The sequence below is a fragment of the Phyllobacterium chamaecytisi genome, assembly GCF_020164455.1.
Classification (GTDB): Bacteria; Pseudomonadota; Alphaproteobacteria; order Rhizobiales; family Rhizobiaceae; genus Phyllobacterium; species Phyllobacterium chamaecytisi.
Map to the genome: position 1 here is coordinate 101,831 of NZ_JAIQWW010000016.1, position 23,846 is coordinate 125,676.

Annotated in this window: 25 protein-coding genes; 9 read left to right on the top strand and 16 right to left on the bottom strand. The window is 55.8% G+C overall.

What is annotated here, in order from left to right:
* The first annotated feature begins 75 nt into the window (after positions 1 to 75).
* Positions 76 to 507: a nucleoside deaminase gene (locus LB462_RS22045; RefSeq protein WP_255627241.1), complete on the top strand. Its 432-nt coding sequence runs from the start codon at positions 76 to 78 to the stop codon at positions 505 to 507.
* On the opposite strand, the gene LB462_RS22050 is transcribed toward LB462_RS22045, so the two are convergent.
* The 7 genes from LB462_RS22050 to LB462_RS22080 form a co-directional block, all read right to left on the bottom strand.
* Positions 504 to 1,490: an Lnb N-terminal periplasmic domain-containing protein gene (locus LB462_RS22050; RefSeq protein ID WP_224512504.1), complete on the bottom strand. Its 987-nt coding sequence runs from the start codon at positions 1,488 to 1,490 to the stop codon at positions 504 to 506. The genes LB462_RS22045 and LB462_RS22050 overlap by 4 nt on opposite strands.
* Positions 1,491 to 1,586: 96 nt before the next feature.
* Complete coding sequence (locus LB462_RS22055) at positions 1,587 to 4,232, bottom strand: autotransporter outer membrane beta-barrel domain-containing protein (protein WP_224512507.1); 2,646 nt, start codon at positions 4,230 to 4,232, stop codon at positions 1,587 to 1,589.
* A gap of 329 nt (positions 4,233 to 4,561) precedes the next feature.
* On the bottom strand, positions 4,562 to 5,233 hold the full coding sequence (locus tag LB462_RS22060) for a hypothetical protein (protein ID WP_224512509.1): 672 nt from the start codon (positions 5,231 to 5,233) through the stop codon (positions 4,562 to 4,564).
* 191 nt (positions 5,234 to 5,424) lie between these two features.
* Entirely contained in the window at positions 5,425 to 8,343 is a 2,919-nt protein-coding gene (gene ileS, locus LB462_RS22065) for an isoleucine--tRNA ligase (protein WP_224512511.1), read from the bottom strand.
* A 272-nt stretch (positions 8,344 to 8,615) separates the two neighbouring features.
* The gene (locus LB462_RS22070) at positions 8,616 to 9,458 is read right to left on the bottom strand and encodes a MipA/OmpV family protein (protein WP_224512513.1); all 843 of its coding nucleotides are present in this window, start codon (positions 9,456 to 9,458) and stop codon (positions 8,616 to 8,618) included.
* A 103-nt stretch (positions 9,459 to 9,561) separates the two neighbouring features.
* Entirely contained in the window at positions 9,562 to 10,542 is a 981-nt protein-coding gene (locus tag LB462_RS22075) for a bifunctional riboflavin kinase/FAD synthetase (RefSeq protein ID WP_224512515.1), read from the bottom strand.
* Positions 10,543 to 10,553: 11 nt separating this feature from the next.
* Entirely contained in the window at positions 10,554 to 11,402 is an 849-nt protein-coding gene (locus LB462_RS22080) for a TIGR01459 family HAD-type hydrolase (RefSeq protein ID WP_224512636.1), read from the bottom strand.
* A 160-nt stretch (positions 11,403 to 11,562) separates the two neighbouring features.
* On the opposite strand from LB462_RS22080, the gene LB462_RS22085 reads away from it, so the two are divergent.
* On the top strand, positions 11,563 to 12,570 hold the full coding sequence (locus LB462_RS22085) for a cation diffusion facilitator family transporter (RefSeq protein ID WP_224512517.1): 1,008 nt from the start codon (positions 11,563 to 11,565) through the stop codon (positions 12,568 to 12,570).
* Complete coding sequence (locus tag LB462_RS22090) at positions 12,567 to 12,881, top strand: ArsR/SmtB family transcription factor (RefSeq protein WP_224512519.1); 315 nt, start codon at positions 12,567 to 12,569, stop codon at positions 12,879 to 12,881. Before LB462_RS22085 ends, LB462_RS22090 begins: the two co-directional genes overlap by 4 nt.
* A gap of 50 nt (positions 12,882 to 12,931) precedes the next feature.
* Here LB462_RS22090 and LB462_RS22095 read toward each other — a convergent pair whose 3' ends face one another.
* Positions 12,932 to 13,945 (bottom strand): zinc-binding alcohol dehydrogenase family protein, encoded by a 1,014-nt coding sequence (locus tag LB462_RS22095; RefSeq protein ID WP_224512520.1) that lies wholly within the window; start codon positions 13,943 to 13,945, stop codon positions 12,932 to 12,934.
* 100 nt (positions 13,946 to 14,045) lie between these two features.
* Between LB462_RS22095 and LB462_RS22100 the strand changes: the two genes are divergently transcribed.
* On the top strand, positions 14,046 to 14,396 hold the full coding sequence (locus LB462_RS22100; RefSeq protein ID WP_224512522.1) for a winged helix-turn-helix transcriptional regulator: 351 nt from the start codon (positions 14,046 to 14,048) through the stop codon (positions 14,394 to 14,396).
* A gap of 12 nt (positions 14,397 to 14,408) precedes the next feature.
* On the opposite strand, the gene LB462_RS31255 is transcribed toward LB462_RS22100, so the two are convergent.
* The gene (locus LB462_RS31255; RefSeq protein ID WP_255627196.1) at positions 14,409 to 14,534 is read right to left on the bottom strand and encodes a hypothetical protein; all 126 of its coding nucleotides are present in this window, start codon (positions 14,532 to 14,534) and stop codon (positions 14,409 to 14,411) included.
* 108 nt (positions 14,535 to 14,642) lie between these two features.
* Here LB462_RS31255 and groES point away from each other — a divergent pair, with 108 nt between their 5' ends.
* Together groES and groL are read left to right on the top strand one after the other, a co-directional pair.
* A complete protein-coding gene (groES, locus tag LB462_RS22105) occupies positions 14,643 to 14,939 on the top strand; it encodes a co-chaperone GroES (protein ID WP_106715529.1) in 297 nt (98 codons plus the stop codon).
* A 57-nt stretch (positions 14,940 to 14,996) separates the two neighbouring features.
* Positions 14,997 to 16,643, top strand: a complete 1,647-nt coding sequence (gene groL / locus LB462_RS22110; RefSeq protein ID WP_106715528.1) for a chaperonin GroEL — start codon at positions 14,997 to 14,999, stop codon at positions 16,641 to 16,643.
* Between the two features lie 101 nt (positions 16,644 to 16,744).
* On the opposite strand, the gene LB462_RS22115 is transcribed toward groL, so the two are convergent.
* Positions 16,745 to 17,152: a winged helix-turn-helix transcriptional regulator gene (locus LB462_RS22115; RefSeq protein WP_224512524.1), complete on the bottom strand. Its 408-nt coding sequence runs from the start codon at positions 17,150 to 17,152 to the stop codon at positions 16,745 to 16,747.
* A gap of 89 nt (positions 17,153 to 17,241) precedes the next feature.
* Here LB462_RS22115 and LB462_RS22120 point away from each other — a divergent pair, with 89 nt between their 5' ends.
* A complete protein-coding gene (locus LB462_RS22120; protein WP_224512526.1) occupies positions 17,242 to 17,802 on the top strand; it encodes an NADPH-dependent FMN reductase in 561 nt (186 codons plus the stop codon).
* Positions 17,803 to 17,832: 30 nt separating this feature from the next.
* Here LB462_RS22120 and LB462_RS22125 read toward each other — a convergent pair whose 3' ends face one another.
* Both LB462_RS22125 and LB462_RS22130 read right to left on the bottom strand, forming a co-directional pair.
* Positions 17,833 to 18,189 carry a VOC family protein gene (locus LB462_RS22125; protein ID WP_224512528.1) on the bottom strand — a complete coding sequence of 119 codons (357 nt, stop codon included), beginning with the start codon at positions 18,187 to 18,189 and terminating at the stop codon, positions 17,833 to 17,835.
* An 8-nt stretch (positions 18,190 to 18,197) separates the two neighbouring features.
* On the bottom strand, positions 18,198 to 18,608 hold the full coding sequence (locus LB462_RS22130; protein ID WP_224512530.1) for an SRPBCC family protein: 411 nt from the start codon (positions 18,606 to 18,608) through the stop codon (positions 18,198 to 18,200).
* Between the two features lie 138 nt (positions 18,609 to 18,746).
* Here LB462_RS22130 and fumC point away from each other — a divergent pair, with 138 nt between their 5' ends.
* Positions 18,747 to 20,138, top strand: coding sequence for a class II fumarate hydratase (gene fumC / locus LB462_RS22135; protein ID WP_224512638.1), 1,392 nt, complete (start codon positions 18,747 to 18,749; stop codon positions 20,136 to 20,138).
* Positions 20,139 to 20,246: 108 nt separating this feature from the next.
* On the top strand, positions 20,247 to 20,633 hold the full coding sequence (locus LB462_RS22140; protein ID WP_224512532.1) for a DoxX family protein: 387 nt from the start codon (positions 20,247 to 20,249) through the stop codon (positions 20,631 to 20,633).
* A gap of 65 nt (positions 20,634 to 20,698) precedes the next feature.
* On the opposite strand, the gene msrA is transcribed toward LB462_RS22140, so the two are convergent.
* From msrA to LB462_RS22160, 4 genes are all read right to left on the bottom strand, one after another.
* Positions 20,699 to 21,388, bottom strand: a complete 690-nt coding sequence (gene msrA / locus LB462_RS22145; protein ID WP_224512534.1) for a peptide-methionine (S)-S-oxide reductase MsrA — start codon at positions 21,386 to 21,388, stop codon at positions 20,699 to 20,701.
* Positions 21,389 to 21,408: 20 nt separating this feature from the next.
* Positions 21,409 to 21,903 (bottom strand): peptide-methionine (R)-S-oxide reductase MsrB, encoded by a 495-nt coding sequence (gene msrB / locus LB462_RS22150; protein WP_224512536.1) that lies wholly within the window; start codon positions 21,901 to 21,903, stop codon positions 21,409 to 21,411.
* A 113-nt stretch (positions 21,904 to 22,016) separates the two neighbouring features.
* Positions 22,017 to 22,715, bottom strand: coding sequence for an ATP phosphoribosyltransferase (gene hisG, locus LB462_RS22155; protein WP_224512538.1), 699 nt, complete (start codon positions 22,713 to 22,715; stop codon positions 22,017 to 22,019).
* Entirely contained in the window at positions 22,712 to 23,842 is a 1,131-nt protein-coding gene (locus LB462_RS22160; protein WP_224512540.1) for an ATP phosphoribosyltransferase regulatory subunit, read from the bottom strand. The genes hisG and LB462_RS22160 overlap by 4 nt, the downstream gene beginning before the upstream one ends.
* Positions 23,843 to 23,846 lie beyond the last annotated feature (4 nt).

Consider the following 23,846-nt stretch of genomic DNA (forward strand, 5'->3'; position numbering starts at 1 on the left):
TCACTAACAGCTATGAGGTTTTCTTGCGAGTAAATTCTGGACGATGAGCGCCGCGTGAACCAAAAAACTGATCCAATGAGTGTGGCCCTAGCCGAAGCGCATGACGCCGCGATGCGCAGCGAGGTGCCGATCGGTGCGGTCCTTGTCAAGGATGGGACAATCGTGGCGCAGGCGGGCAATCGCACGCGCGAGCTCAACGATCCAACAGCACATGCGGAAATCCTTGTCATTCGCGAAGCCTGTCAGATCCTTGATGACGAACGCCTCACCGGTTGCGATCTCTACGTGACGTTGGAGCCCTGCACCATGTGTGCGGCTGCGATTTCTTTCGCCCGCATCAGGCGGCTCTATTACGGTGCACAGGACATCAAAGGCGGCGGCGTGGAAAACGGTGCGCGGTTTTTTGCTCAGCCGACTTGCCACCATGCACCGGAGGTATATTCCGGCTTTCAAGAACAGGAAGTGGAAGTCATGCTCAAGGAGTTCTTTCGTACCAAAAGACTCTAGTTTTCCGCCCTGATCTTCGCGGAAAAATCCATATCTGAGCCAGCATCCTGAGCTCGCTGGTTGATCGAAGCTGCTCTTATCGTCTCGTCCAATGGTCCGTGACGATCGATGGCGCCGATATCATAAAGATAACCGGGCAAATAACCTGACAGAATGACCCGGTAATCGAGCGGCAGTTCCGGAGTTATGGCACGGACCATGTCGAAAATGACCGTCGTGCAATTGGCCGTTATCGTATTATAGAATTTTGCTGTGGTCGCCAGATGGTTGGCGTTGTCAATATAGGACAGGAAGAGTGCCTGTCGCATTTCCGGCTTGAGATTGATGCGGTAGCGATAAACATCTTCCTTGCGGATATTGGTTCGCAATCGAATGATATCGCGCTCGTCTGCGGCAATCATCGCTAGCTCGAATTCCTTGAAGAAACCTCCGATTTCCGAGAACGTTTCATGACGCTCCTTGCGGATCTCTGCGGAGAAAACAACGTGATCGCCGTTGTTGAACCCGAAGCTGACAAGCGTGTGGGCGATAGCGGGGTTCGACCAATAGGACAGAAACAGGTCGACGGACTCCAGATCTTGAAGATCATAAGTCCGAACTTCCCAGCGCGGTGTGTAGTCAGCTGGCGTCCGCCATTCAAAGTTGCGAATGTTGGATAGCGTTACATAGTTGCCGTTCAGTGAGCCGGTCACAGTCTGCGCAACATCATCGGCCCAAATACGATTCAACGAGGGTGTGATCGTGCTCCACCAATAACCAAGACCGACCATGACCGGAACCAGCACAATAAGTGCGCGCCAGGCACGGCCCTTCAGCTCAAGCCAAAGTACCGAGAAAGCGATCGCCGCCCATAGCAAGAGGCAACCAATATTACCGGCAATGCCAAACGGCAATTGATACCAGAGTGCAAACCCTCCCCACAGAAAGCCAATAAGCGTCAAAATTATAAGGATGATCAGGCCAAGAAATCGCAGGATGAACAATTGTTGCGGTCCTCGATGGGAAGATGGAAGCGACGCGTTTCTCTTTTAAACCAAATCAACGGGGCCGGGCACCCATCGGTTTCACAATTCTCGTTACTAGAAACGTATGCTCAGATCGGCTCTGACACCATGATCCTGCACGTCGCTGGCAATCTGCCCACGATAAGCAAAGCCAAACTTGGTGGCCGGCGCAAGATCAATGTCCAAACCCACCTCGACCAGTGCAGCATCCCGAGCGATCGGCAATGCCGATATCTCGAAGCTATCCATACCGGCAAATGCAAGCGACGATAACGGCGTGACATCGCCGTAGGCATGCCGCCAGCCTGCCATGCCCCGAAGCGTCGTCCTGGCATCGCCGAACAACAATTCCTTTGAGGCGCGCAATCCAAACGTGGTAAATGTCACATCGGTTTCCGACGAAGCACCGGCCAGCGCGGCCGAACCACCCTTTTCAGCGAAACTGTCAATATGCAGATTGGCATAGGACAAATTGGCAAACGGCTCGAGAGCAATGCTTTTGACCTGAACTCCATAGCTCAATTCGCCAAAGACCTGTGCCGTTCCACCATCGTAGTTGGCAGACAGACGTTCCTGCGATCCTGTGAACTGGACCAGACGATTGGTGTCGATGGCATGCCACGTATAGCTAGCACCTGAGCGCAGGTTGAGAGTCTCAAACTCGGCACCGCCATAGATACCTAGATGATAATTATCGACATCGGCTGAAGCACCCAGGCCCGGTTCGTTGATACTGGTGCGGCTGTAACCAGCCAGCGCTCCGACGCGGACACTCTCACCGAACGGCACGTCGCCACCAATGAGAAAGCCACCCACGGACCGATCGAGACCAGGTACTTGATCATTGCCGTTCCAATTTGCCCACGACCCGAAACCTTGCCCCCAAACGGCGAAGCGATCGCCTGCCGCTGCTTGGGGCTCAACACCGTCTGGCCCATAAGCAAGAACCGGAAAGGATGGCACCGCGACAACTTCGAACGCAGCGCGAAGACGGTTGTTGGCCGCATCCCGTATGAAATGGCTGTCATCCAGCAGCACGCTCTTGAGAGAAGCGTGAATTTCACCGGGCAGCTGAGCGATCGTCAGTGGTGCGGTTGCCTTGTCCAATCCCAGCAATTTTCCAATGAGGGGATAGTCATCCGGGTTTGGATCCAGCGCGATGAAATCGTCGATGGATTTTGCGGCACGGCGTTGATTGGGTGTCTTCGCGATTTCGGCAAAGTCGATGTCGTTGCGGCGCAGGATCAGCATGACGTTGCTTGGATCATAGGTCAGGGCGGGATCGAGGAACTGGAGGTTCGATGTCACGACGCCGAACTCGCTGCCGTTCAATCCGCCCGCAGCCGTTAGGATGGTATAGGCCATACCGATACGCCAACTGCCGGCTGAAGCGATGACATCCACATGTGCGCCGCCCAGCGTTGCATTTCCGGAGACCAATGTCCTGTCGCTGTTGCCAGCCGGATCGACTTCGACCTGATAGGTCGACCCTTGGCTGAAGCTGAGATTACCATTTACGTGTAGCGCACCAATGGAATTACCCGGAGCCAGGACACCACTATCGTTGATTGAAGTAGAGCCCATGGTGCCCGTCCCGCCCAGCAGCCCGCTCTCTTGAACAGCGATCGTCCCGCCGAGTGTGCCATTGACGAACAGATTGCCCCTCGCAAGGTTGGTACTGCCAGTGAACGCGCTGCTATCTCCTGTCTGAACTACCTCGCCTGAAAGCACATTGAATGCGCCCGGCCCACTCATGCGAGCAGTAAGATTATAGTCCGTCGCGGGATCGAGATTGAACGTGCCGCTGCCTGCGCCGAACGCAATGCTATCTGTTTGCAAAGCTCCACCTAGAACGTTGAGCGTACCTGACGAGCCAGGTTCGGAAGCAATGCTTATGACGGGACTTGCAACTGTACCGCCGCTACCAAGATTCAATGTTCCGGTGCCGGAGTTTCCAATGGTCAGTTCCGATGCAGCAGAAAGTGCAGCCCCTGTGCCAGCGACATTGACAATTCCGGTCCCTGAGCCAGCCGCGATACCCTGTGCCGGTACCCCAGCCCCGCCGCCAATATCAACCCTATCGAGGCTCCGGACACTTGCACCGTCCAGTACCGAGAGCGAACCGGTACCGCCGAGGCCGACGAACAGGAAGTGCCCGGGATCAAGCACCGAATTCACACCCCGGATGGTGACTGTGCCGTTGCCTTCGGGGAAGCGCGCTATGGCAATCACTGAATCGGTCGTTACGCGTCCGCCTCCAGTGATATCCAGCGAACCCGCGCCTCGAATGCCGACGCTTAGCCGGGATCCAGCTTCCCAGAGTGAGCCAGGCCCGTCAACGCGGACGGTTCCCGAGCCGCCGGCTGCTGATCCGATCGCCGTCGCTGCAGGATTGCCATTAAAATCCGCGCCGGCATCGAAGACCCTTGCGCCATTCTCGATGACAAGAGACCCTGATCCGGCCCCGCCGATCAACATCTCATGGCCATAATCGAACGACGATCCCGCGCCTGTCACCAGGATGCTGCCGATAGATGCAGCATTCCTTCCGACATCCGTCGTGAATCGAGTTATAATCAGATCGTTACGCGAAAGAAACGCGACGCCACCATCACGAATGACCAGTGAACCTTCGCCATCGATCCCGCCGACAAGATCGCTGCCGACATCAAGAAAATATCCCACATCCCAAGGGCTGGGCTGTGGCCCGGTGGCTGTCACTCTTGCGCTTGTGACATGACCGCTCGTCACGATTTGTTGTGCGACGCCCGGTTCCACAGAGATGAAAATAAACAAGAAAAAAAAGAACGTTGTCAGACCCGTGCGCAAGACACGAGTAGTTTTATCCCTCATCCTGACAACAATCATTCGAACACCCCCCAACGCCCCAAGGGTTTCGACTAGTGTCAGAAATAATAACACTTAAGTATTAGGGTGCGCAAATATCGTCTTAGTTGCAATTATTGTCGGTCTTGACGACCTTCGCGGTCGGTCAAGGAATAGTGGCTCAACAATTGTGTGACCTTGCAGACTGCGCGCTCGGTGAATCTCTATTCCCAAGGAATGAGATTTTTCCAACTGAAGCCTTTGTCTTTTTTGGCAGCGGCTTTACGCTCCCGCTCCTTCTTGGCCTCGTCTTCGCCCAGCTCATTGGCTGCAGCGGTTGGCGCTGGCGCACGATATTCAAGTGGCGGCTCGCTCAGGTAGCGGCGTGTCGTCGGCGAGCCTGCAGTGGAAGCAAGCTTGCGAGCGCGAAAATCTGCGGCCGCACTGCTTTTCGATCCTTGATTGGCGGGAGATTTGTCGTTGAAGAACCCATATTCCGGCTTGCCTGCAGATTGCTTTGCAAGAGGCATGTCGTTCTCAACTTCAGGCGTAAAGTTCGGATTGTTCTGGTTGGCAGTCGCTGTGTCGCGTATGCGCTTGCGCCGCGCCTCGGGCGATTCCGGCCAGTTTGCGCTATCGGTGGTCACGACATCATTCTGCGGTGCTGGCAGTTGTGCTACCTTGCCCTCGGCCGGGCGGACGAGCTCGGGACGCGGGTTGTAAGCGATCTGGTTCTTCTTCTTGGATTGTCCGAAGGAGGCCATGTTCGATACGTCGTCGAGAAGCTGGCTACCAGCCGTCTTGTCCGTACCATAGGTGGGCGACGACATGCAGCCGCCAAGGGCCAGTGACGCGACCAGTGCACCGAAAACCGTAATGCGTCCGTTCAAATCCATACTCGCTATTTCCAACCCATGTCTGGGCAGTTCCGACTGCCGATCAATTTTGCTTGATCTATGCCCTGCCTCTAAAATCAGGCAACTCAATGGCAAGCCTTTTACATGAGGCCGATTAGATTAAGCAAGTCTGTGCATGTTTTTACAGAGGAATATGCGGATCACTTTATCCAGCAATCCGCATTTCTTCTCTAAACAGCAAGCTTTCCAAGTTTTTCCAGCTCGTGTAGGGCCTCGGCATCGCGGGCTGAAACATCGGGAAATGCCGGGTCCAAGCCGACATCGTGCGTATATCGCCACGAACGGGCACACTTCATGCCTGTTGCACGTTGAGATATAACCGCAACGCCCTTCACATCATCGGCGACAAACGCATCCGCAGGTGCTTTTTCGCTTTTTATCGTGATGTCGCTGGTGATGCAGATCTCCGCCATATCCAAACCTTTCACCGCGGCAAGCAATTCCGGATCGGTAATGTAGACCACAGGCGCCGCCTCAAGGGACGAGCCAATGGTTTTCTTTGCCCTCTCCAGTTCGAGTGCTCCGGTTACAACACGGCGGACATCTTTCACCTTGCGCCATTTGGCGGCAAGTTCGTCGTTCTTCCATTCCTTTGGCGTTTCCCGGAACTGCTCAAGATGCACCGATACTGCGCCCTTGTGGAGGTCCAGCCAAGCTTCTTCCATCGTGAACGGCAGCATCGGGGCCAGCCATGTGACGATGCGGTCAAAGAGATAGCGCACGACTTGAAGCGAGGCTTTGCGTCTGATGCTCGACGGCGCATCGCAATAGAGCGAGTCCTTGCGGATATCGAAATAGAAGGCCGAGAGTTCGACATTCATGAAGTCGATAAGCGCGCGTGTGATACGCTTGAACTCGAAGGCGTCATAGCCCGCGCGCACAACCTCATCGAGTTCGGCGAGGCGATGAAGCATCAACTTCTCGAGCTCCGGCATATCGTCATAGGCGATTTCGTCGCCTTTATCATGAGCAAGCGTGCCGAGCATCCAGCGGATCGTATTGCGCAATTTGCGATAGGCGTCGATATTGGTCTGGATGATGTTCTTGCCGAGACGCTGATCTTCCCAATAATCAGTCGTCATGACCCAAAGACGCAGGATATCCGCACCAGAATCCTTGATTACGTCCTGCGGCGTCACCGTATTGCCGAGCGATTTCGACATCTTTCGCCCCTCTTCGTCCATGGTGAACCCATGGGTGACAAGGGTGTCGTAGGGCGCACGACCACGCGTACCGCAGCTTTCCAGAAGCGACGAATGAAACCAGCCGCGGTGCTGGTCCGAACCTTCGAGATAGACATCGGCAGGCCATTTCAGGTCGGGCCGGTCCTCCAGCGTAAACACATGGGTTGAACCGGAATCGAACCAGACATCGAGAATATCGCGGACCTGCGTCCACGGCTCATTGGCCTTTTCGCCAAGGAACCGCTCGCGCGCACCTTCGGCAAACCAGGCATCAGCGCCTTCCTGCTCGAAAGCTTCGAGGATGCGAGCATTGACGCCGTCGTCCTTCAGGACATTGCCGTTGTCGTCAGCGAAGACGCAGATCGGCACGCCCCATGCGCGCTGGCGTGAGAGCACCCAGTCAGGGCGATCCTCGATCATCGCGCGCAAACGGTTCTGGCCGCCGGCGGGAACGAAACGGGTTTCGTCGATAGCGGCAAGCGCGCGCGAACGAAGCGTCGTCTGATCGCCGAGGTCCTTGTCCATATAGACGAACCATTGCGGTGTATTGCGGAAGATCACCGGCTTCTTCGAGCGCCAGGAATGCGGATAGGAATGCTTCAGGCGGCCACGCGCGAACAATGCGTCGCGGGCAATGAGTTCTTCGATAACGACCTTATTGGCGTCGCCCTTCTTGCCATTGTCGTCGATAACGCGCGCGGCACCGCCTTCACGGTCGGGGCCGAAGCCCGGCGCGTCCTTTGTATAATAGCCGGCATCATCGACAGTGAACGGGATTGCCGAAGAAATGCCGCGAGCTTCAAGATCGCTGCGCGCATCCGTCCATGCATCGAAATCCTCGCGGCCATGACTGGGAGAGGTATGCACGAAACCTGTGCCGGCATCGTCGGTGACATGATCGCCGGGCAGCATGGGCACGGGAAATTCATAGCCGCCGCCAAGGCCTTTAAAGGGATGAGCAGGCGTGATCGCTGCAAGTTCATCAGCCGAAACCGTCCTGATGCGCTTGAAGGTCAGCTTGGCTTTCGTTGCCGATTCTTCGGCAAGCGCCTCAGCGAAAATCAACTTCTCGCCGGGACGCGGACCGAAATCATTCTCCGTAGACTCAACCTCGTACAGCCCATACGCAACGCGCGGCGAATAGCTCACTGCTCGGTTGCCGGGGATTGTCCAAGGCGTAGTGGTCCAGATTACGACATGCGCCGACAATAAATCCTGGGGTCCTTCAGCAACAGGAAACTTCACCCAGATCATATCACTTTCGATATCTGCATATTCGACCTCGGCTTCGGCGAGCGCGGTGCGTTCGACCACCGACCACATCACCGGCTTGGAGCCGCGATAAAGCTGGCCGGACATGGCGAATTTCAATAATTCACCGGCAATGCGGCTTTCCGCATGGAAGGCCATCGTCGTGTAGGGGTTTTCGAAATCGCCTTCGATGCCGAGGCGCTTGAACTCCGCCGACTGGACCTTGATCCAGTGCGTGGCGAACTCACGGCATTCCTTGCGGAATTCGTTGATCGGCACGTCGTCCTTGTCCTTGCCTTTGGCGCGGTACTGCTCCTCGATCTTCCATTCGATCGGCAAGCCGTGACAATCCCAGCCGGGCACATAATTGGAATTATAGCCGCGCATCTGGAATGAGCGGGTGATGACGTCCTTGAGGATCTTGTTCAGAGCGTGGCCGATATGGATGTTGCCATTGGCGTAGGGCGGACCATCATGCAGAACATAGAGCGGACGCCCGTTCGCATCTTCGCGTAGCTTTTTATAGAGGTTCATCTCCTGCCAGCGTGCGACGAATTCCGGTTCCTTGGCAGGCAGCCCGGCGCGCATCGGAAAGTCCGTCTGCGGCAGATAGAGTGTTTTCGAATAGTCAAGTGTCGTGGACGTATCGGTCATTTTACCAGCTTGTGATGGGGCCCGCGCGTTATCACAGCGAGCAAGATTCGAAGAAATGATATTAGAGCGCAAAGGCGCCGCCCCGGACCTTCCGCACCGCAAAGCCGAAGCTTCAGGAACGCGGCAAGGCCGGGCCAGTAATTCGTATCGCCTGAATAGGTATGGACTGCACGCCAGTCCAGCAAACGGTTTTCATGCCGCGCTTTTAGCAATCACCGCTCATAGAATAAAGAGGGAGGCGCAATAAACTTCGCGTGCGCGTCCTCAACACCTTAGAGCGCGAAGTCGAAGCGGTAGGTTGCCTGCACGCCCAACGTCGCCTGATTGGCCGAACCGCGTTCCCTGACGAGGCTTGAATCTGCCGCTGGTCCCATCAACCGGCTATACTCGGCATAGGCGCTCGTGGTGATCTTGTCAGTGGTCTGCCAGGTGATTTGACCGCCGACGCCAAGCGATTTAAGGCCGCCGCCCGGCGAATACTGTGCGAGGCCCGACGCCACGGACTCGCTGGCAGTCACACCATAATATTCCTCAAAATAGTCTTTGGAGGCAACGGTTGCACGCGGACCCGCAGACACGCGCACTGTCGGTGTTATGTCCTTGAAAGCATCGATGGCAAAATCGGCAACGACGCCGTCATGAGCGCCGATACCGCGCCGCACCTCGACCCGGCCGCGAATATTGTCTGTCGGATAGAATTCTGCAAAGCCACCGAGCTCGAATCCCCAGTCGACATCCTGGAGGCCTTTGAGATCATCAGAGTCACCACGGTCGCGCCCAGTGATCAGTTTACCGGTGAGACCAGCCCGGAAAACGCCTGTGTCGATGAAACCGAGGGAGGCATTGTCGTTGAGCGAGGAAAAACGAACCGACTTACCTGCACGGCCAAGGGAGATAACCGGGGCAGCGCTGAGCATATAGTCCTTGGCGCCTTCATACTTTGGAGCAACGAAGCCTTTGGCCCCAAGCGTGAGATACCAGTCACCTGACCACCAATGATCTCCGCGCGTGCTACTGGTTGGCTGGCTGTCCGGATAATACTCATCAGCAAAAACTGCAGTTGATCCCGCAAAAAACAGTGCGCTCGAGAGAGCGCCAATCAGGCGAATAGACATGAAATTACTCCGGAACCCTGCCTGGGAGGTGGCAAGCTATCTGGCGAAACTATCGAAAGATAGATAAAATTGGCTTTATTGTCTTGGTAAACAATTTACCAATTCAATCGAAGTTGATCGTCCGGTCGAGCGCCGACAATGGCCGCACACCCTGCAGCAAGGCCCGCGATTCCTCTTCATCACGCTTAATTTGCTGCATCATCGGTTCCAGGCCGTCGAATTTTTCCTCACCGCGCAGATAACCAAAGAATGATACAGCGCAGGTCTCACCATAGAGATCGCCGTTGAAATCGAAGACATAGGTTTCGAGCAGCGGTTCACCATCTGTGTCGACTGTCGGCCGCCGGCCGAAGCTGGCAACGCCATCGTAGAGTGTGCCGTCAGCCCTGCGGAAGCGCACGGCGTAAATGCCATGCTTGAGATGAGTCTCGGGCGGCAAAACCATGTTGGCCGTCGGAAATCCAATGGTGCGGCCGAGCTGTTTGCCGCGAATGACCTCTGCCCGAATACGGTGGCGATAACCGAGTAGACCCGCTGCCTCCACCACCTCCCCTTCGCCGAAAAGTTCGCGAATACGGCTCGATGAGATTGCGTGGCCGCCCTCATCGCGGAAGGCATCAACCAGTGTGACGTGAAAGCCACGCTTTTCGCCGGCATCCATCAGAAAGGCGGGTCCGCCCTGACGGTTCTTGCCGAAATGAAAATCAAAACCAGTAACGATGCGGCTCGCTGCCAGGGCGTCGACCAGTATCCGGTCTACAAACACGTCTGCAGTCAGCTGCGAAAACTCGCGGGTAAAGTGGCACTCGACCACCGCATCAAAACCCAGTGCTTCGAGAATGGAGGCTTTCTCGGCGGCCGGGGTCAAGCGGTCGACCGGCTGATCCGGTACAAACACGCTGCGCGGATGCGGCTCGAAAGTCAGCACGAGGGAAGGCTTCCTCGCAGCCCGCGCCGCTTCGAGCGCACGTTCCAGCACAGCCTGGTGACCGCGATGCACACCATCAAAATTGCCAATCGCGACAATGGCATCTTTGAGGTGCTCGGGCAAATGGTTCGGATCGCTCAGACGCAGGATCGACATGAACTTTAGCCTCAGGCCAGCATTGTCATTGTGGCCACAGGATTGCTGCCGTGCTTGGCCAGAAATGCAAGCAGTTTCTCAAGGTCTTGAACGCCGCCCATGACGTAGTCTCCCGCGTGGATACCACCGGAAATATAGAGAGCATCGATCCCGAAAAGGTCGGCGCCCTTGATGTCAGTCAGCATACCATCGCCGATAGCGAGGACGCGCGCGGGATCGACAGGCTCGCCGCGCACCTCCCTAGCACCGGCAACAGCGGCCTCGTAGATTGGGCGATGCGGCTTGCCGGCAATCAGTGTCCGGCCACCGAGTTGGCTATAGTCGCGTGCAAGCGCTCCCGCGCACCATATGAGGCGGTCGCCGCGTTCGACGACAATATCCGGATTGGCGCAAATGAACGGCAGATCACGCGACCGGAATCGAGTGAGCATTTCGGCATAGTCCTCCGGTGTTTCCGTCTCATCGTCAAAGAATCCGGTGCACACGACGACGTCTGCTTCGCGTTCCTCGACAAGTTCGACGTCCAGCCCTTCATACAGTGTTTCATCGCGCTCAGGCCCAAGGTGAAAGACGTGGCGCGGCGCATTGCGGATCAATTCGCGCGTCACGTCCCCCGATGTGACAATGCGATCGTAGGAAGATTCGGGCACGCCAAGCGCGTGTATCTGCTGTGCGACGCTATCAAAACGGCGCGGTGCATTGGTTATAAGGACGACCGTCAGACCGGCTTTCCGCGCACGTGAAAGAGCTGCTGATGCGGAAGCAAACGAATCCACGCCATTGTGCAGAACGCCCCAAACATCGCAGAGGAGGACATCGTAACGATCCATCAATTCGTCGAGACGCTGCAAATGTATCATATCGGTCATGCCGATCCTTTCCGAGAACGTGAAGCCCGACATCGCTTACCCGATTGCTTGAAATGTGTCACCCATGATCATCGGCGATTGTTTTGGATGGCAACATTGACATCATACATATGAACAAGTATTTATATGTTTGTCATTAATAGAGCAAGCTATGTCACATTCCCACGAAGGCCACGACCACGCGCCGAAGATCACGGTGGATAATCAGCGCAAGGTGTTGATTGCGTTTTTCATTACATTCGCCTTCATGATCGTCGAGGTCATCGGCGGTTTATTGTCCGGTTCGCTGGCGCTGATCGCCGACGCGGGTCACATGGTGACCGATGCCGCTGCGCTGGCTCTGTCCTATGCGGCATTCCATTTCGGCAAACGGGCCGCAGATGAGCGGCGCACATTCGGCTATTTGCGCTTTGAAGTCATTGCCGGGCTGATGAATGCCATAGCGCTCTTCGCTATCTTGATCTGGATTACCATCGAAGCAATTGATCGCTTCCGCAACCCCGGTGAAGTACTGGCAGGGCCGATGCTGATCGTGGCGACGATCGGGCTTCTCATCAATATTGCCGTATTCTGGATTCTTACGCGCGGCGACAGCGACCACGTCAATATCAAGGGCGCGATCCTGCATGTGCTGGGCGATCTGCTTGGTTCCGTCGGGACAATCATCGCCGCTATCGTCATCTATTATACGGACTGGACGCCGATAGATCCCATCCTCTCGGTCTTCGTATGCCTGCTTATCCTGCGCAGTGCCTGGGCATTGCTGCGAAATTCAATGCATATTCTTCTCGAAGGTGCGCCGGCGAACGCCTCGCCGGAAGAGATTGAACAGCATTTGAAACAGACCGTCCCCGGTCTCGCCAATGTCCGGCACGTGCATGTCTGGATGATCACTTCGGGCAAGGCGCTTTGCACACTGCACGTTTTGCCTGCGCCGGACGCTGATCCAAGGCTGCTGGTCAAACGGGTCGAGATCGAGCTCAGGACGAAATTCGACATCGAACATTCGACAGTCGCTATCGATTGGCCGGACAACGCCGCGGACAACTGCTGCCTCGGAACGGAACCGGCTGATCACGGCCACGCTGATTCAAGTCACGATCACGCAGATCACAACCATGCGCCGTATAGTCATGGTCACGAGGATCATAAACATTGAGCAAGGCAGCAATTCCATCGCAGCTCGATACGACGATCCTCGCAGAGACGTTTCGGCTGCTTGGCGATCCGACGCGGCTGCGCATCCTGTTCTTCTGCCTCGACGAGCCGAGATCAGTCGGTGATATAGCGACGAGCCTCGATCTGTCGCAATCGCTGGTAAGCCACCATTTGCGCCTGTTGCGCGGTGCACGGCTGGTACGCGGCAACCGGCAGGCCAAGCAGATTTTCTATGAGCTCGCCGACAAGCATGTCAGCGACATGCTTGTCGATATGGCGCATCACGTTTGTGAAGAGAGCGGCGAGGATTGACGCTGCTCTTTTGGGCGCTTCTACTCATATACCCAGCGTAGTTGCCGTGCTCAGAACCCGGACAGAACAATCTTGCCCTTGGCGCGGCCGCTTTCTATGAATGCATGTGCTCTCTTGAGATTGGTGGCGTTGATCTTGCCGAAGTCATCGGCGAGAGTTGTTTTGATCGTCCCTTCGTCAACGAGTTCCGACACCTTGTTCAAAATTCGATGCTGAGCATCCATATCAGGGGTCTTGAACAGCGCCCGTGTAAACATCAGCTCCCAATGCAGCGATATGCTCTTGCGCTTCAACAACATGACATCGAGTGTCTTCGGATCATCAATCAGTGCGAACCGGCCCTGCGGCGCGATCAGCGTGGCGACTTCGGCAAGATGCGCGTCGGAGTTGGTGGTTGAGAACACGAATCCCGGAGCGTCTATACCCAGCGCTTCTACTTGTGCTGCGATAGGCCTTGAATGATCAATGACGTGATGAGCACCAAGCTCCTTGACCCAGGTCTTCGTCTCGGGACGCGATGCAGTGGCGACAACAGTGAGATTCGTCAGCTTCCTTGCAAGCTGAATGGCGATTGAACCTACACCTCCTGCCCCGCCGATAATGACAATGGCATTGGCAGCGCCGAGCACCGGCTTCTCGACATCCAATCGGTCGAACAGGGTTTCCCACGCGGTAATCGATGTCAGCGGTAAGGCGGCCGCGGCGCTGAAGCTCAGCGATGATGGTTTTTTGCCGACGATACGCTCATCGACGAGGTGAAATTCTGAGTTCGTGCCGGGACGATCGATCACTCCAGCGTAGAACACTTCATCACCCGGCTTGAAGAATTGTGCCTCGGGACCCACTGCGGCTACAACGCCTGACGCATCCCAGCCAAGTACCTGGGGCGTTCCCCCTTCCGGTTTTACCCTGACCCGGACCTTGGTGTCGACGGGATTGACAGATATCGCCCTCACCTCAACCAACAGGTCTCTGCCACTTGCTTCGGGCTTCGGCAGGTTGATATCGACCAATGAAGTTTCAGCGGTGATGGGTTGTGATTCGAAATAGGCGACAGCGCGCATGGGCTTTCTCCAAATAAGTTGATCTGGGTCAGATGCGCCTTATGCTATGTAAGTGCAAGAATGCACATATATTGTATATAGTGTCAAAAAGGATACCGTGATGCCCCGCGTGCGCCACAAGACGTTTGATTGCTCCGCTGGCTGCCCGGTCGAAGGTGTTCTCAACTTGATCGATGGCAAGTGGAAAGGCGTGATCCTTTACCATCTCATGTCAGGTACGCTGCGGTTCAATGAAATTCGCCGCAAGCTAGTCAATGTCACGCAGCGCATGCTGACCAACCAGCTGCGCGAATTGGAAGCTGATGGGCTGATCATACGCAAGGTTTATGCCGAGGTGCCGCCCAAGGTCGAGTATTCGCTTTCGGAGCGCGGCCGTAGTCTGGAGCCGGTTATCAACGCCTTGAAGGCATGGGGTGATGCCAATCTCGCTGTCGACAAGGAAGCAGCCTGACTCTTCGTTTCATCAATACATCACATTTATATGGAATAAAGGCTTGGCTGCAGTACTTGCGCGTGCCTTGCGATTGCCGATTTTGAGTTCACCGCAGAAAAGATTCATCGCAGCTTTCCCTTGACTCTTCAGTGTCATCCCACTATCTCCGGCCGCAGTTAGCACTCACCTCTGTCGAGTGCTAATAACGCGGATGGCGCAGCTGTTCGCGACATCGTTTTGACACCAACATCAAGGGTTCTAACCATGGCCAAGACCAAGTTCCGCCCGCTTCACGACCGCGTCGTAGTACGCCGCGTCGAATCCGAAGCAAAGACTGCAGGCGGCATCATCATTCCGGATACTGCCAAGGAAAAGCCACAGGAAGGCGAAATCGTCTCCGTAGGCACTGGCGCTCGTGACGAAGCAGGCAAGCTCGTACCACTCGATGTCAAGGCAGGCGATCTTATCCTGTTCGGCAAGTGGTCCGGCACGGAAGTCAAGATTGGCGGCGAAGACCTGCTGATCATGAAGGAATCCGACATTCTGGGTATCCTCGGCTAATCACCGACCTTTCAACAAAACTTCGATCAAACCGGGTTCAATCCCAGGAGAGATAAAATGGCTTCCAAAGAAGTAAAATTCGGCCGCGACGCGCGTGAGCGCATGCTGCGCGGCGTCAACATCCTTGCAGACGCTGTCAAGGTAACACTTGGCCCGAAAGGCCGTAACGTTGTTATCGACAAGTCCTTTGGCGCTCCGCGCATCACCAAGGACGGCGTAACCGTTGCCAAGGAAATCGAACTCGAAGACAAGTTCGAAAACATGGGCGCACAGATGGTGCGTGAAGTCGCTTCGAAGACGAACGACATTGCTGGCGACGGCACCACGACCGCTACTGTTCTTGCCCAGGCTATCGTTCAGGAAGGTGGCAAGGCTGTTGCTGCCGGTATGAACCCGATGGATCTGAAGCGCGGCATCGATCTTGCTGTTGCTGAAGTTGTCAAGCAGCTCGGCAAGAGCGCCAAGAAGATCAAGACTTCGGAAGAAGTTGCGCAGGTCGGCACGATCTCTGCCAATGGCGAAACTGAAATCGGCGAAATGATCGCCAAGGCGATGCAGAAGGTCGGCAACGAGGGTGTTATCACCGTTGAAGAAGCCAAGACCGCTGACACCGAGCTCGAAGTCGTCGAAGGCATGCAGTTCGACCGCGGCTACCTGTCGCCATACTTCGTCACCAACCCTGAAAAGATGGTTGCTGATCTCGAAGACGCCTACATTCTTCTCCACGAGAAGAAGCTCTCGAACCTCCAGGCTCTTCTGCCGGTTCTTGAAGCTGTTGTTCAGACCTCCAAGCCACTCGTCATCATCTCTGAAGACGTCGAAGGCGAAGCTCTTGCTACGCTCGTCGTCAACAAGCTGCGTGGCGGCCTGAAGATTGCTGCCGTCAAGGCTCCTGGCTTCGGCGATCGCCGCAAGGCAATGCTGGAAGACATCGCGATCCTCACCGGTGGTCAGGTTATTTCCGAAGATCTCGGCATCAAGCTCGAAAGCGTTACGCTCGACATGCTCGGCCGCGCCAAGAAGGTGTCGATCACCAAGGAAAACACCACGATCGTTGACGGTCATGGCAAGAAGGGCGAAATCAACGCTCGCGTCGGCCAGATCAAGCAGCAGATCGACGAAACCACTTCCGACTACGACCGTGAGAAGCTGCAGGAACGCCTTGCCAAGCTCGCTGGCGGTGTTGCCGTTATCCGCGTTGGCGGTGCAACGGAAGTAGAAGTGAAGGAAAAGAAGGACCGCGTTGACGACGCTCTCAACGCAACCCGTGCGGCTGTTGAAGAAGGCATCGTTGCTGGCGGTGGCGTTGCTCTCCTTCGCGCTTCGGCTGGTCTTACCCTCAAGGGTGCAAATGCCGATCAGGATGCTGGCATCAACATCGTTCGTCGCGCTTTGCAGGCTCCGGCTCGCCAGATCGCAACGAACGCGGGCGATGAAGCTTCGATCGTTGTTGGCAAGATCCTTGAGAACAAGAAGGACACCTACGGCTACAACGCGGCTAATGGCGAGTACGGCGATCTGATCGCTCTCGGCATCGTCGATCCGGTCAAGGTTGTCCGTACTGCTCTGCAGGATGCGGCGTCGGTTGCTGGCCTTCTCGTCACCACCGAAGCCATGATCGCCGAAGCTCCGAAGAAGGACAACGGCGGCGCTCCCCAGATGCCAGGCGGCGGAATGGGCGGCATGGGCGGTATGGACTTCTAAGAAGTCCTCATCCAGGCAAATACGGAAAAGGCGGGTTTCGACCCGCCTTTTTTGTTATCACAGCCGTTTAACGTACTCTTGCACAGGCTTGGCAAGATTCCCTATTCTGCCGCGTCAGCAAATCCCGGCTGTACCTCGGCATTCCCGTGGGCTGCGTCGAAACGGGCACGGGCCTCGCTGACACGTTGCTCGTTCTTGATCGCCCAGTCGCCAAGGCCCCGCACGGGCACCAGCAGATCACGCCCGAGATCAGTCAGCTCGTAGTCCACACGTGGCGGAATGGTCGGATAGACCGTTCGCGTGACGAAACCGTCGCGCTCAAGGCTACGTAATGTGCTCGTCAGCATCTTTTGCGAGATACCATTGATCGCCCGTTTCAACTCGTTGAATCGCATTGAGCGATTGCCGAGGTAACTGACGACCAGCACCGTCCATTTATCGCCGACCCGCGCCAGAATGTGATGAACCGCGCTACACGCGGAGGTTACTTCAAAGTGATCCGGTTTCAAAAAAGTGCCTCCTTGCGGTCGTTTCGAACAGGCACTTATATAGCGCCGGTCACAAATAGTTACCATCCCAAGACAAAGGATTTCTCAATATGGCTAAAGCAAAAATCGGCATCATCGTTGGCAGCACGCGGATCGGCCGTTTCGCCGAATTTCCGGCCAAGTGGATCGCCGAAATAGCCGGCAAACGTGACGATATCGAAGTCGAAATCCTCGATTTGCTCGACTATCCTATGCACTTCTTCGGTGAAGAGCGCACGTCGACCGCCCAAACCGAGACGGCAGAGCGCTGGAAAAAGAAACTGCGTGAGTTCGACGGTTTTGTTGTCACCGTTGCGGAATACAACCACGGCCCGACCGCAGTTCTGAAGAATGCTATCGATCTTGGTGAGTTCATTCACAAGCCGGTTGGATTTGTCGGCTATGGCGGCGTTGGCGGCGCCCGCGCAATCGAGCATCTTCGACTGGTTTTCGTGGAAATGAGTGCCGCGTCAGTCAAAACCGGTATCCACATCTCCTTCCCCGAATATCTCACTGTGGTCAAGGGCGAGAAGAAGCTTGCCGACTATGAACACCTCAATGAAGCGGCCAACAACCAGCTCGACCAGCTTGTCCTGTGGGCAAACGCCCTTAAAACAGCCCGCGCAGCTTGACCATTGAAGAGCGGCCGCGCAAGTGGCCGCTCATTTGTCGGACCAGACCGCCAATTCGTAACCCTCCGGATCGGTGAAGTGAAAGCGGCGCCCGCCGGGGAAATTGAAGATCGGCTTGACGATCTTGCCGCCCCCCTTTTCAACCCGCTTCAATGTATCCGCAAGATCGTCGGCGAAGAAGATGACCAAGGGACCGCCACCCGGTTTGACGTCGCCGGCATTGGCAAATCCGCCTTTGAGATTACCATCGGAAAACTCGCAGTAATCGGCACCGTAGTCGGTGAACGTCCAGCCGAATATACTGCCATAGAAACTGCGAGCCCGCGCAATGTCCTTCACGTTGAATTCGATATAGTCGATACGCTTGTCCCTGCCTGAATTCGCCATTTTTCACCTCACGCCACAAGTTGTGCTTCGAGCACGTCCTTGAGTTTCTGCAGGTCACGCATCACCCAGGCCGCGTCTGCAGTGAATTTTTCGTCGTCCATTCCCGGCAGCCGGAATAAAGTGAATGTCACCTCCGAATTTTCTCCGTTGGCGACAACCCGCAATGGAATATAAACCTCCTCGCCAGTTTCGGTGATGACCCAGTGATCGAGAACGCCGAGCTGGTTTGGCGGTGCAAAACGTAGCCTGAGCTTACCGGCAGGACTGTCCGCCAGCCATTCCTCGCCCGACTTTTGCAAAGCAGAAGTTAGCCCGGAGGCCCATTCCGGCAGGTTTTCCGGGATGCTTGCGTAGTCATAGACGTCGCGCCAAGATCGCTGAATGGAAATTTGAAGGGTTCGCGCTTCATGCGTCGCCATGCCCTGTCCTCCCTGCATGCTCTAATCGATTTTAACTTAGCATGGCATAGTTTTCCGGCCAACATTTGCCGCTCGAACCTTGCCTACCGTCGAGCTTCGCAGTAGTGATCTGCCAACTCCCATCAGGAAAAGTGCATGATGAGCTCTACGCGTACCGAAACAGATACTTTTGGCCCGATCGAAGTTGCCTCGGACAAATATTGGGGCGCACAAACCGAACGCTCACTGCACAATTTCAAAATCGGCGGCGAAAGAATGCCGATCCCGCTTGTACGTGCTCTCGGTATAGCGAAGCGCGCCGCCGCGGAAACCAACATGGCACTTGGCAAGCTCGACGAAGTAATTGGCCGCGCCATCACCGTCGCTGCCGAAGAAGTCATCGAGGGCAAGCTGGATGAACATTTCCCGCTCGTCGTCTGGCAGACGGGATCGGGCACGCAGTCGAACATGAATGCCAATGAGGTGATCTCCAATCGCGCCATCGAGATGCTGGGTGGAACAAAGGGCTCGAAAAAGCCGGTTCATCCCAATGATCACGTCAATATGAGCCAATCGTCGAACGATACGTTTCCGACTGCAATCCACATTGCCACAGCTGTGGAAGCGACAGAGCGTCTCTTTCCAGCACTGAACCATTTGACGGCGGCGCTGGCCAAAAAAGAAGAGGCCTTTGCAGACATAATCAAGATCGGCCGCACACATACGCAAGATGCAACCCCAGTCACGCTTGGTCAGGAATTCTCGGGCTACCGGGCTGCGCTGGAATACGCGCACAAGCGCATCGAACAAAGCTTGGCCGACGTGTTCCTGTTGGCACAGGGCGGCACCGCCGTCGGTACCGGCCTCAATGCGCCAATTGGCTTCGACACCGGATTTGCCGAGGCCGTATCCGATATTACCGGCCTGCCCTTCAAAACGGCCCCGAACAAGTTCGAGGCACTGGCCAGCCACGGTGCACTCACAAACTTCCACGGCAGCCTCAATGCGCTTGCCACCGATCTGTTCAAGATTGCCAATGACATCCGTTTTCTCGGCTCCGGTCCTCGCTCCGGTCTCGGTGAGTTGAAGCTGCCCGAAAACGAACCGGGCTCATCAATCATGCCTGGCAAGGTCAATCCGACCCAAGCCGAAGCACTGACCATGGTGGCCACACAGGTGTTCGGCAACAACGCTACCGTGACCGTCGCAGCCAGCCAGGGCCATTTCGAGCTCAATGTATTCAAGCCTGTGGTTGCATTGAACGTGCTTCAGTCAGTCCGCATTCTCTCCGATGCGATGATCTCCTTTGCCGATAATTGTGTCGAAGGTATTGAGGCGGATGAAGTCCGTATCAAGGACCTGCTTGAGCGTTCATTGATGCTTGTCACGGCCTTGGCTCCGGCTATCGGCTATGACAATGCTGCCAAGATAGCCAAGACAGCCCACAAAAATGGTACGACACTGAGGGAAGAAGCCCTAGCAAGTGGTCACGTCTCAGCCGAAGACTATGATCGCCTCGTTCGCCCGGAACGTATGATTGCGCCAGAGTGAGATTGGAAAACCGTTCTCTTGTGAACAATGTGTAGAGAAAATAATGGCTTTGTTTGACAATCGGATTTAGCTATTGGGGGGTCAACGCCAAACCCGGAGAGATTTCTTATGTCTAACAATGCCCTAGTTACACTAATCAGTCGTATTCTACTTTCGATTCTGTTCATTCCTGCTGGCTTCGGCAAGCTGTCTAATATCGGGGGTACGGCAGGATTTTTTGCAGGATTGGGCCTGCCAGTGCCAACTGTTACAGCTGTGGTTGTAGGTTTGATCGAACTGCTGGGCGGACTAGCTATACTTATTGGTTTCAAAACTCGATATGCGGCTATTTTGCTCGGTATTTTCGCGATTGCTAGCGCATTAGTCGCGCATCTGGTGCCATGGGACCAAGCGAACCAGATCAACTTCTTCAAGAACCTTGCCATAGCCGGTGGCTTCTTCGTTCTCGCCCAGTACGGGGCAGGCGCTCTTTCAGTAGACGCCAAGCGCGGCTGATCCCATTTGACCGAATGTAAAAAAGGCCGCTCATTGCGGCCTTTTTTCTATCGAACCAGCGGGATTCAGTTCGAAGCTTTCACTTCGCTGACCAATACGGGCTTGTCGCGGTAGTCCTGCGGGAACAGTTTGCTCAGGTTTTCGATTTTTGGCAAATCGTAATAGGCGATATAGGGCTGTGTCGGATTGATCGTGGCGTAGTCCTGATGATAGGCCTCGGCCGGATAAAACTTTTCAAGCGACGAGACTTTGGTAACGATCGGGTCAGAATAGACCTTCGCCTTATCAAGCTGGGCGATGTAAGCCTTGGCTACCTTTTCCTGATCGGCACTGGTTGTGAAAATCGCCGAGCGATACTGCGTCCCCGAATCCGGCCCCTGACGATTGAGTTCCGTCGGATTGTGAACCACCGAGAAATAAACCTGCAGGATTTTGCCAAGGCTGACAGCCTTGGGGTCAAAAGTCACCTCGACCGATTCAGCATGCCCGGTGTCGCCGCCGCTGACAATCTCATAGCTCGCCGTTTCCTTCTTGCCGCCGGAGTAGCCAGAAACGGCGCTGGATACACCCTTCATGTGCTGGTAAACGCCTTGGACGCCCCAGAAGCAGCCGCCGGCGAGGACGATGGTCTCGTTTTTGGCGGGCATAGTTTGGTCGAGCGCGGGCGGTGGCACCATGGTGACATCCTCCCCGGCAAGAGCAAATCCGGGAGCCAATAGAACCGCCGTGGCGAGCAGAATTTGACGAAGTTTCATAGGTTTTGTCCTTCTAGCGCTTACGCAGCGACAGGTTTGAATTTCAACGCAACGCCATTCATGCAATAGCGCAGGCCCGTCGGTTTTGGGCCATCATCGAAAACATGCCCAAGGTGACCGCCGCAGCGATGGCACGAGACCGCGGTGCGCGCCATGCCAAACGACCGATCCGTCTCCTCATTGACGGCGCCCTTCATCGGCATCCAAAAACTTGGCCAGCCAGTGCCGCTATCGAACTTCGTATCTGAATCGAAGAGCGGTAAATCGCAACCGGCACATGCAAACGTGCCTTTGCGTTTCTCATGATCCAACGGGCTCGAAAAGGGACGCTCTGTGCCCTCCTGCCGCAACACATCGTACTGCTCCGGCGTCAGCAGCTTTTTCCATTCCGCATCGGAATGCTCAACTTCGAAAGAGCCGGCTGCATGGGCGGCGGGTCCGCTCGCAAAGCGCGTGGCCACGAACGCACCAAGCCCTGCTATAGCACCGCCAAAAAGCGTTCGACGTGTCATCATGGCTGAACTCCCTGTGCCAATGTACCGATAATAACCGGTTTCTGCAGGGAGATACGTAAGGACGGCCGGAAAGGTTACACAACCAGCCTGGAATCACGGAAAGTTGATGAAAATCAGCCTTTGTTCAAAGCGGCCTCGATGCGCCGCGACAGTTTTTCGACTGCGCTAGCCTCGGCTGTACCACGTGACGAAACCAGACAGGCTTCCGATTGGAGGATTATTCCGTCGTCAAGAACCTTGAGATGATTGGCTTGCAGCGTCGATCCTGTCGATGTGATGTCGACGATAATATCAGCCGAGCCCGAAGCCGGGGCGCCCTCGGTGGCGCCAAGACTCTCGACGATGCGATAGACCTGAATGCCATGCATCTGCGAAAAGAACTGCTGTGTGAGACGCCAATATTTAGTGGCAATGCGCAGACGCCGGCCATGGCGCTGGCGGAAATCAGCGGCAACGTCATCAAGATCGGCCATGCTCGATACGTCGTACCAGACCTCTGGCACCGCGACCACAACGTCCGCTTGGCCGAAACCGAGCCGGGCTTCGATCTGAACACGCTCATCGGCGGACGACAAAGTCTCGCGGATCAGATCTTCACCTGTTATGCCCAGATCTACACTGCCATAGCCAAGCTCGCGTGCAATTTCGGATGCGGAGAGAAACAGTATATCGATCTGGCTTTCGCCTTTGACCTGCGCCCGGTAGTTGCGTTGGTCCTTGGGGAGGATCACGCTGAGACCGGCGCTTTCAAGCACACCAAGCGCCTGATCCTTGAGACGGCCTTTGGATGGAAGGGCCAAGGTAACCGTCATTTTTCTTCTCCCGCGATCTGTTCAAGCCTGTCGAGCCAGATCGAGAATCCGACACCTGGAATGGAGCCAACGGCTCCCAGCATTGTCAGCAACCGGTCATAACGGCCGCCACCCACGATCGCGCCGAGGTCAATATGCTTCAGCGCGCGCGTTTCATAGACCAGACCGGTATAGTAATCGAGCGGGCGTCCGAACGCGGCGTCATAGATAATCGTCTCATCTCCGATGCCCGCTTCGACGACCGAGGCCGCCCGCGCTTCGAATTGTTCCAGTGCAGGCCCAAGATCAAACTCGTTGGCGCGCGCGAAACTGAGCAATTCACCGGCGGCCGATCGCAGTGGCACGCGGATCGCAAGAAAGCTCTCCAAAGCAGAGAAGGCCTTGGCGGGCAGCCGTACCGAAGCAAGCGCTGCCTTTTCGATCAAGCGGCGCGCGATTTCGACAGGTGCGCGACCGGCGGCCGGCGAAATACCAGCAACCCGCATATCCTTTTCGAGTGCAGCAGCAAGTACAGCTTCATCGCCTTTTTCGACCAGTGCCGCGAGATGATCTGGTAGCGCATCGCTTTGCCGGTCCGACGATAGGTCCTTGAGCAAACCCTTCAATTGACCGGGATTACCAAAGGCGCGCGCGAGCTTTTTTTGCCAGCCTCGCGGCAGGCCGAGCGCCGCCAGCACCGACTCGAAAATCGCCTGGTCGCCGAGCAGGGTTTCGAGTTGTGCATCGGGAGCAATAACGCGGATCGCGGCAATAGCATCGGCTAGCGAACGTGCATCAGCACGAGCCCGGTTGGCATCACCGAGATCCTCTATGCCGGCCTGGAAAAACTCGTTACCGCCCTCGCGGCGCTGGCGGAACACCTCGCCCAGATAGGCATAGCGTTTTGGCGTCGCGGCGTTACGTTCGATATGATTGCGGCAAACGGGAATCGTGAATTCCGGTCGGAGACACAGGCTCTCGCCGTTTTCGTTTTCCGTCAAAAAGATGCGGCGGCGCAAGTCTTCGCCCGCCATGTCGAGGAACTGGTCGGCAGGCTGAATAACGGGAATATCAACGAGCTCAGCATCCCGCCCCGAAATCAACGCGGCGAGTTCATCGGAAAAAGCTGGGGCTCTGGAGGCGACCATCCGA

Excerpts from the sequence above, each read along its gene's own strand:
- LB462_RS22045 (WP_255627241.1), top strand. The coding sequence starts at position 76 with ATGAGTGTGGCCCTAGCCGAAGCGCATGACGCCGCGATGCGCAGCGAG.
- LB462_RS22060 (WP_224512509.1), bottom strand. The coding sequence starts at position 5,233 with ATGGATTTGAACGGACGCATTACGGTTTTCGGTGCACTGGTCGCGTCA.
- ileS (WP_224512511.1), bottom strand. The coding sequence starts at position 8,343 with ATGACCGATACGTCCACGACACTTGACTATTCGAAAACACTCTATCTG.
- LB462_RS22070 (WP_224512513.1), bottom strand. The coding sequence starts at position 9,458 with ATGTCTATTCGCCTGATTGGCGCTCTCTCGAGCGCACTGTTTTTTGCG.
- LB462_RS22075 (WP_224512515.1), bottom strand. The coding sequence starts at position 10,542 with ATGTCGATCCTGCGTCTGAGCGATCCGAACCATTTGCCCGAGCACCTC.
- LB462_RS22080 (WP_224512636.1), bottom strand. The coding sequence starts at position 11,402 with ATGATACATTTGCAGCGTCTCGACGAATTGATGGATCGTTACGATGTC.
- LB462_RS22085 (WP_224512517.1), top strand. The coding sequence starts at position 11,563 with ATGTCACATTCCCACGAAGGCCACGACCACGCGCCGAAGATCACGGTG.
- LB462_RS22095 (WP_224512520.1), bottom strand. The coding sequence starts at position 13,945 with ATGCGCGCTGTCGCCTATTTCGAATCACAACCCATCACCGCTGAAACT.
- LB462_RS22100 (WP_224512522.1), top strand. The coding sequence starts at position 14,046 with ATGCCCCGCGTGCGCCACAAGACGTTTGATTGCTCCGCTGGCTGCCCG.
- LB462_RS31255 (WP_255627196.1), bottom strand. The coding sequence starts at position 14,534 with ATGACACTGAAGAGTCAAGGGAAAGCTGCGATGAATCTTTTCTGCGGT.
- groES (WP_106715529.1), top strand. The coding sequence starts at position 14,643 with ATGGCCAAGACCAAGTTCCGCCCGCTTCACGACCGCGTCGTAGTACGC.
- groL (WP_106715528.1), top strand. The coding sequence starts at position 14,997 with ATGGCTTCCAAAGAAGTAAAATTCGGCCGCGACGCGCGTGAGCGCATG.
- LB462_RS22120 (WP_224512526.1), top strand. The coding sequence starts at position 17,242 with ATGGCTAAAGCAAAAATCGGCATCATCGTTGGCAGCACGCGGATCGGC.
- LB462_RS22125 (WP_224512528.1), bottom strand. The coding sequence starts at position 18,189 with ATGGCGAATTCAGGCAGGGACAAGCGTATCGACTATATCGAATTCAAC.
- LB462_RS22130 (WP_224512530.1), bottom strand. The coding sequence starts at position 18,608 with ATGGCGACGCATGAAGCGCGAACCCTTCAAATTTCCATTCAGCGATCT.
- fumC (WP_224512638.1), top strand. The coding sequence starts at position 18,747 with ATGAGCTCTACGCGTACCGAAACAGATACTTTTGGCCCGATCGAAGTT.
- LB462_RS22140 (WP_224512532.1), top strand. The coding sequence starts at position 20,247 with ATGTCTAACAATGCCCTAGTTACACTAATCAGTCGTATTCTACTTTCG.
- msrA (WP_224512534.1), bottom strand. The coding sequence starts at position 21,388 with ATGAAACTTCGTCAAATTCTGCTCGCCACGGCGGTTCTATTGGCTCCC.
- msrB (WP_224512536.1), bottom strand. The coding sequence starts at position 21,903 with ATGATGACACGTCGAACGCTTTTTGGCGGTGCTATAGCAGGGCTTGGT.
- hisG (WP_224512538.1), bottom strand. The coding sequence starts at position 22,715 with ATGACGGTTACCTTGGCCCTTCCATCCAAAGGCCGTCTCAAGGATCAG.
- LB462_RS22160 (WP_224512540.1), bottom strand. The coding sequence starts at position 23,842 with ATGGTCGCCTCCAGAGCCCCAGCTTTTTCCGATGAACTCGCCGCGTTG.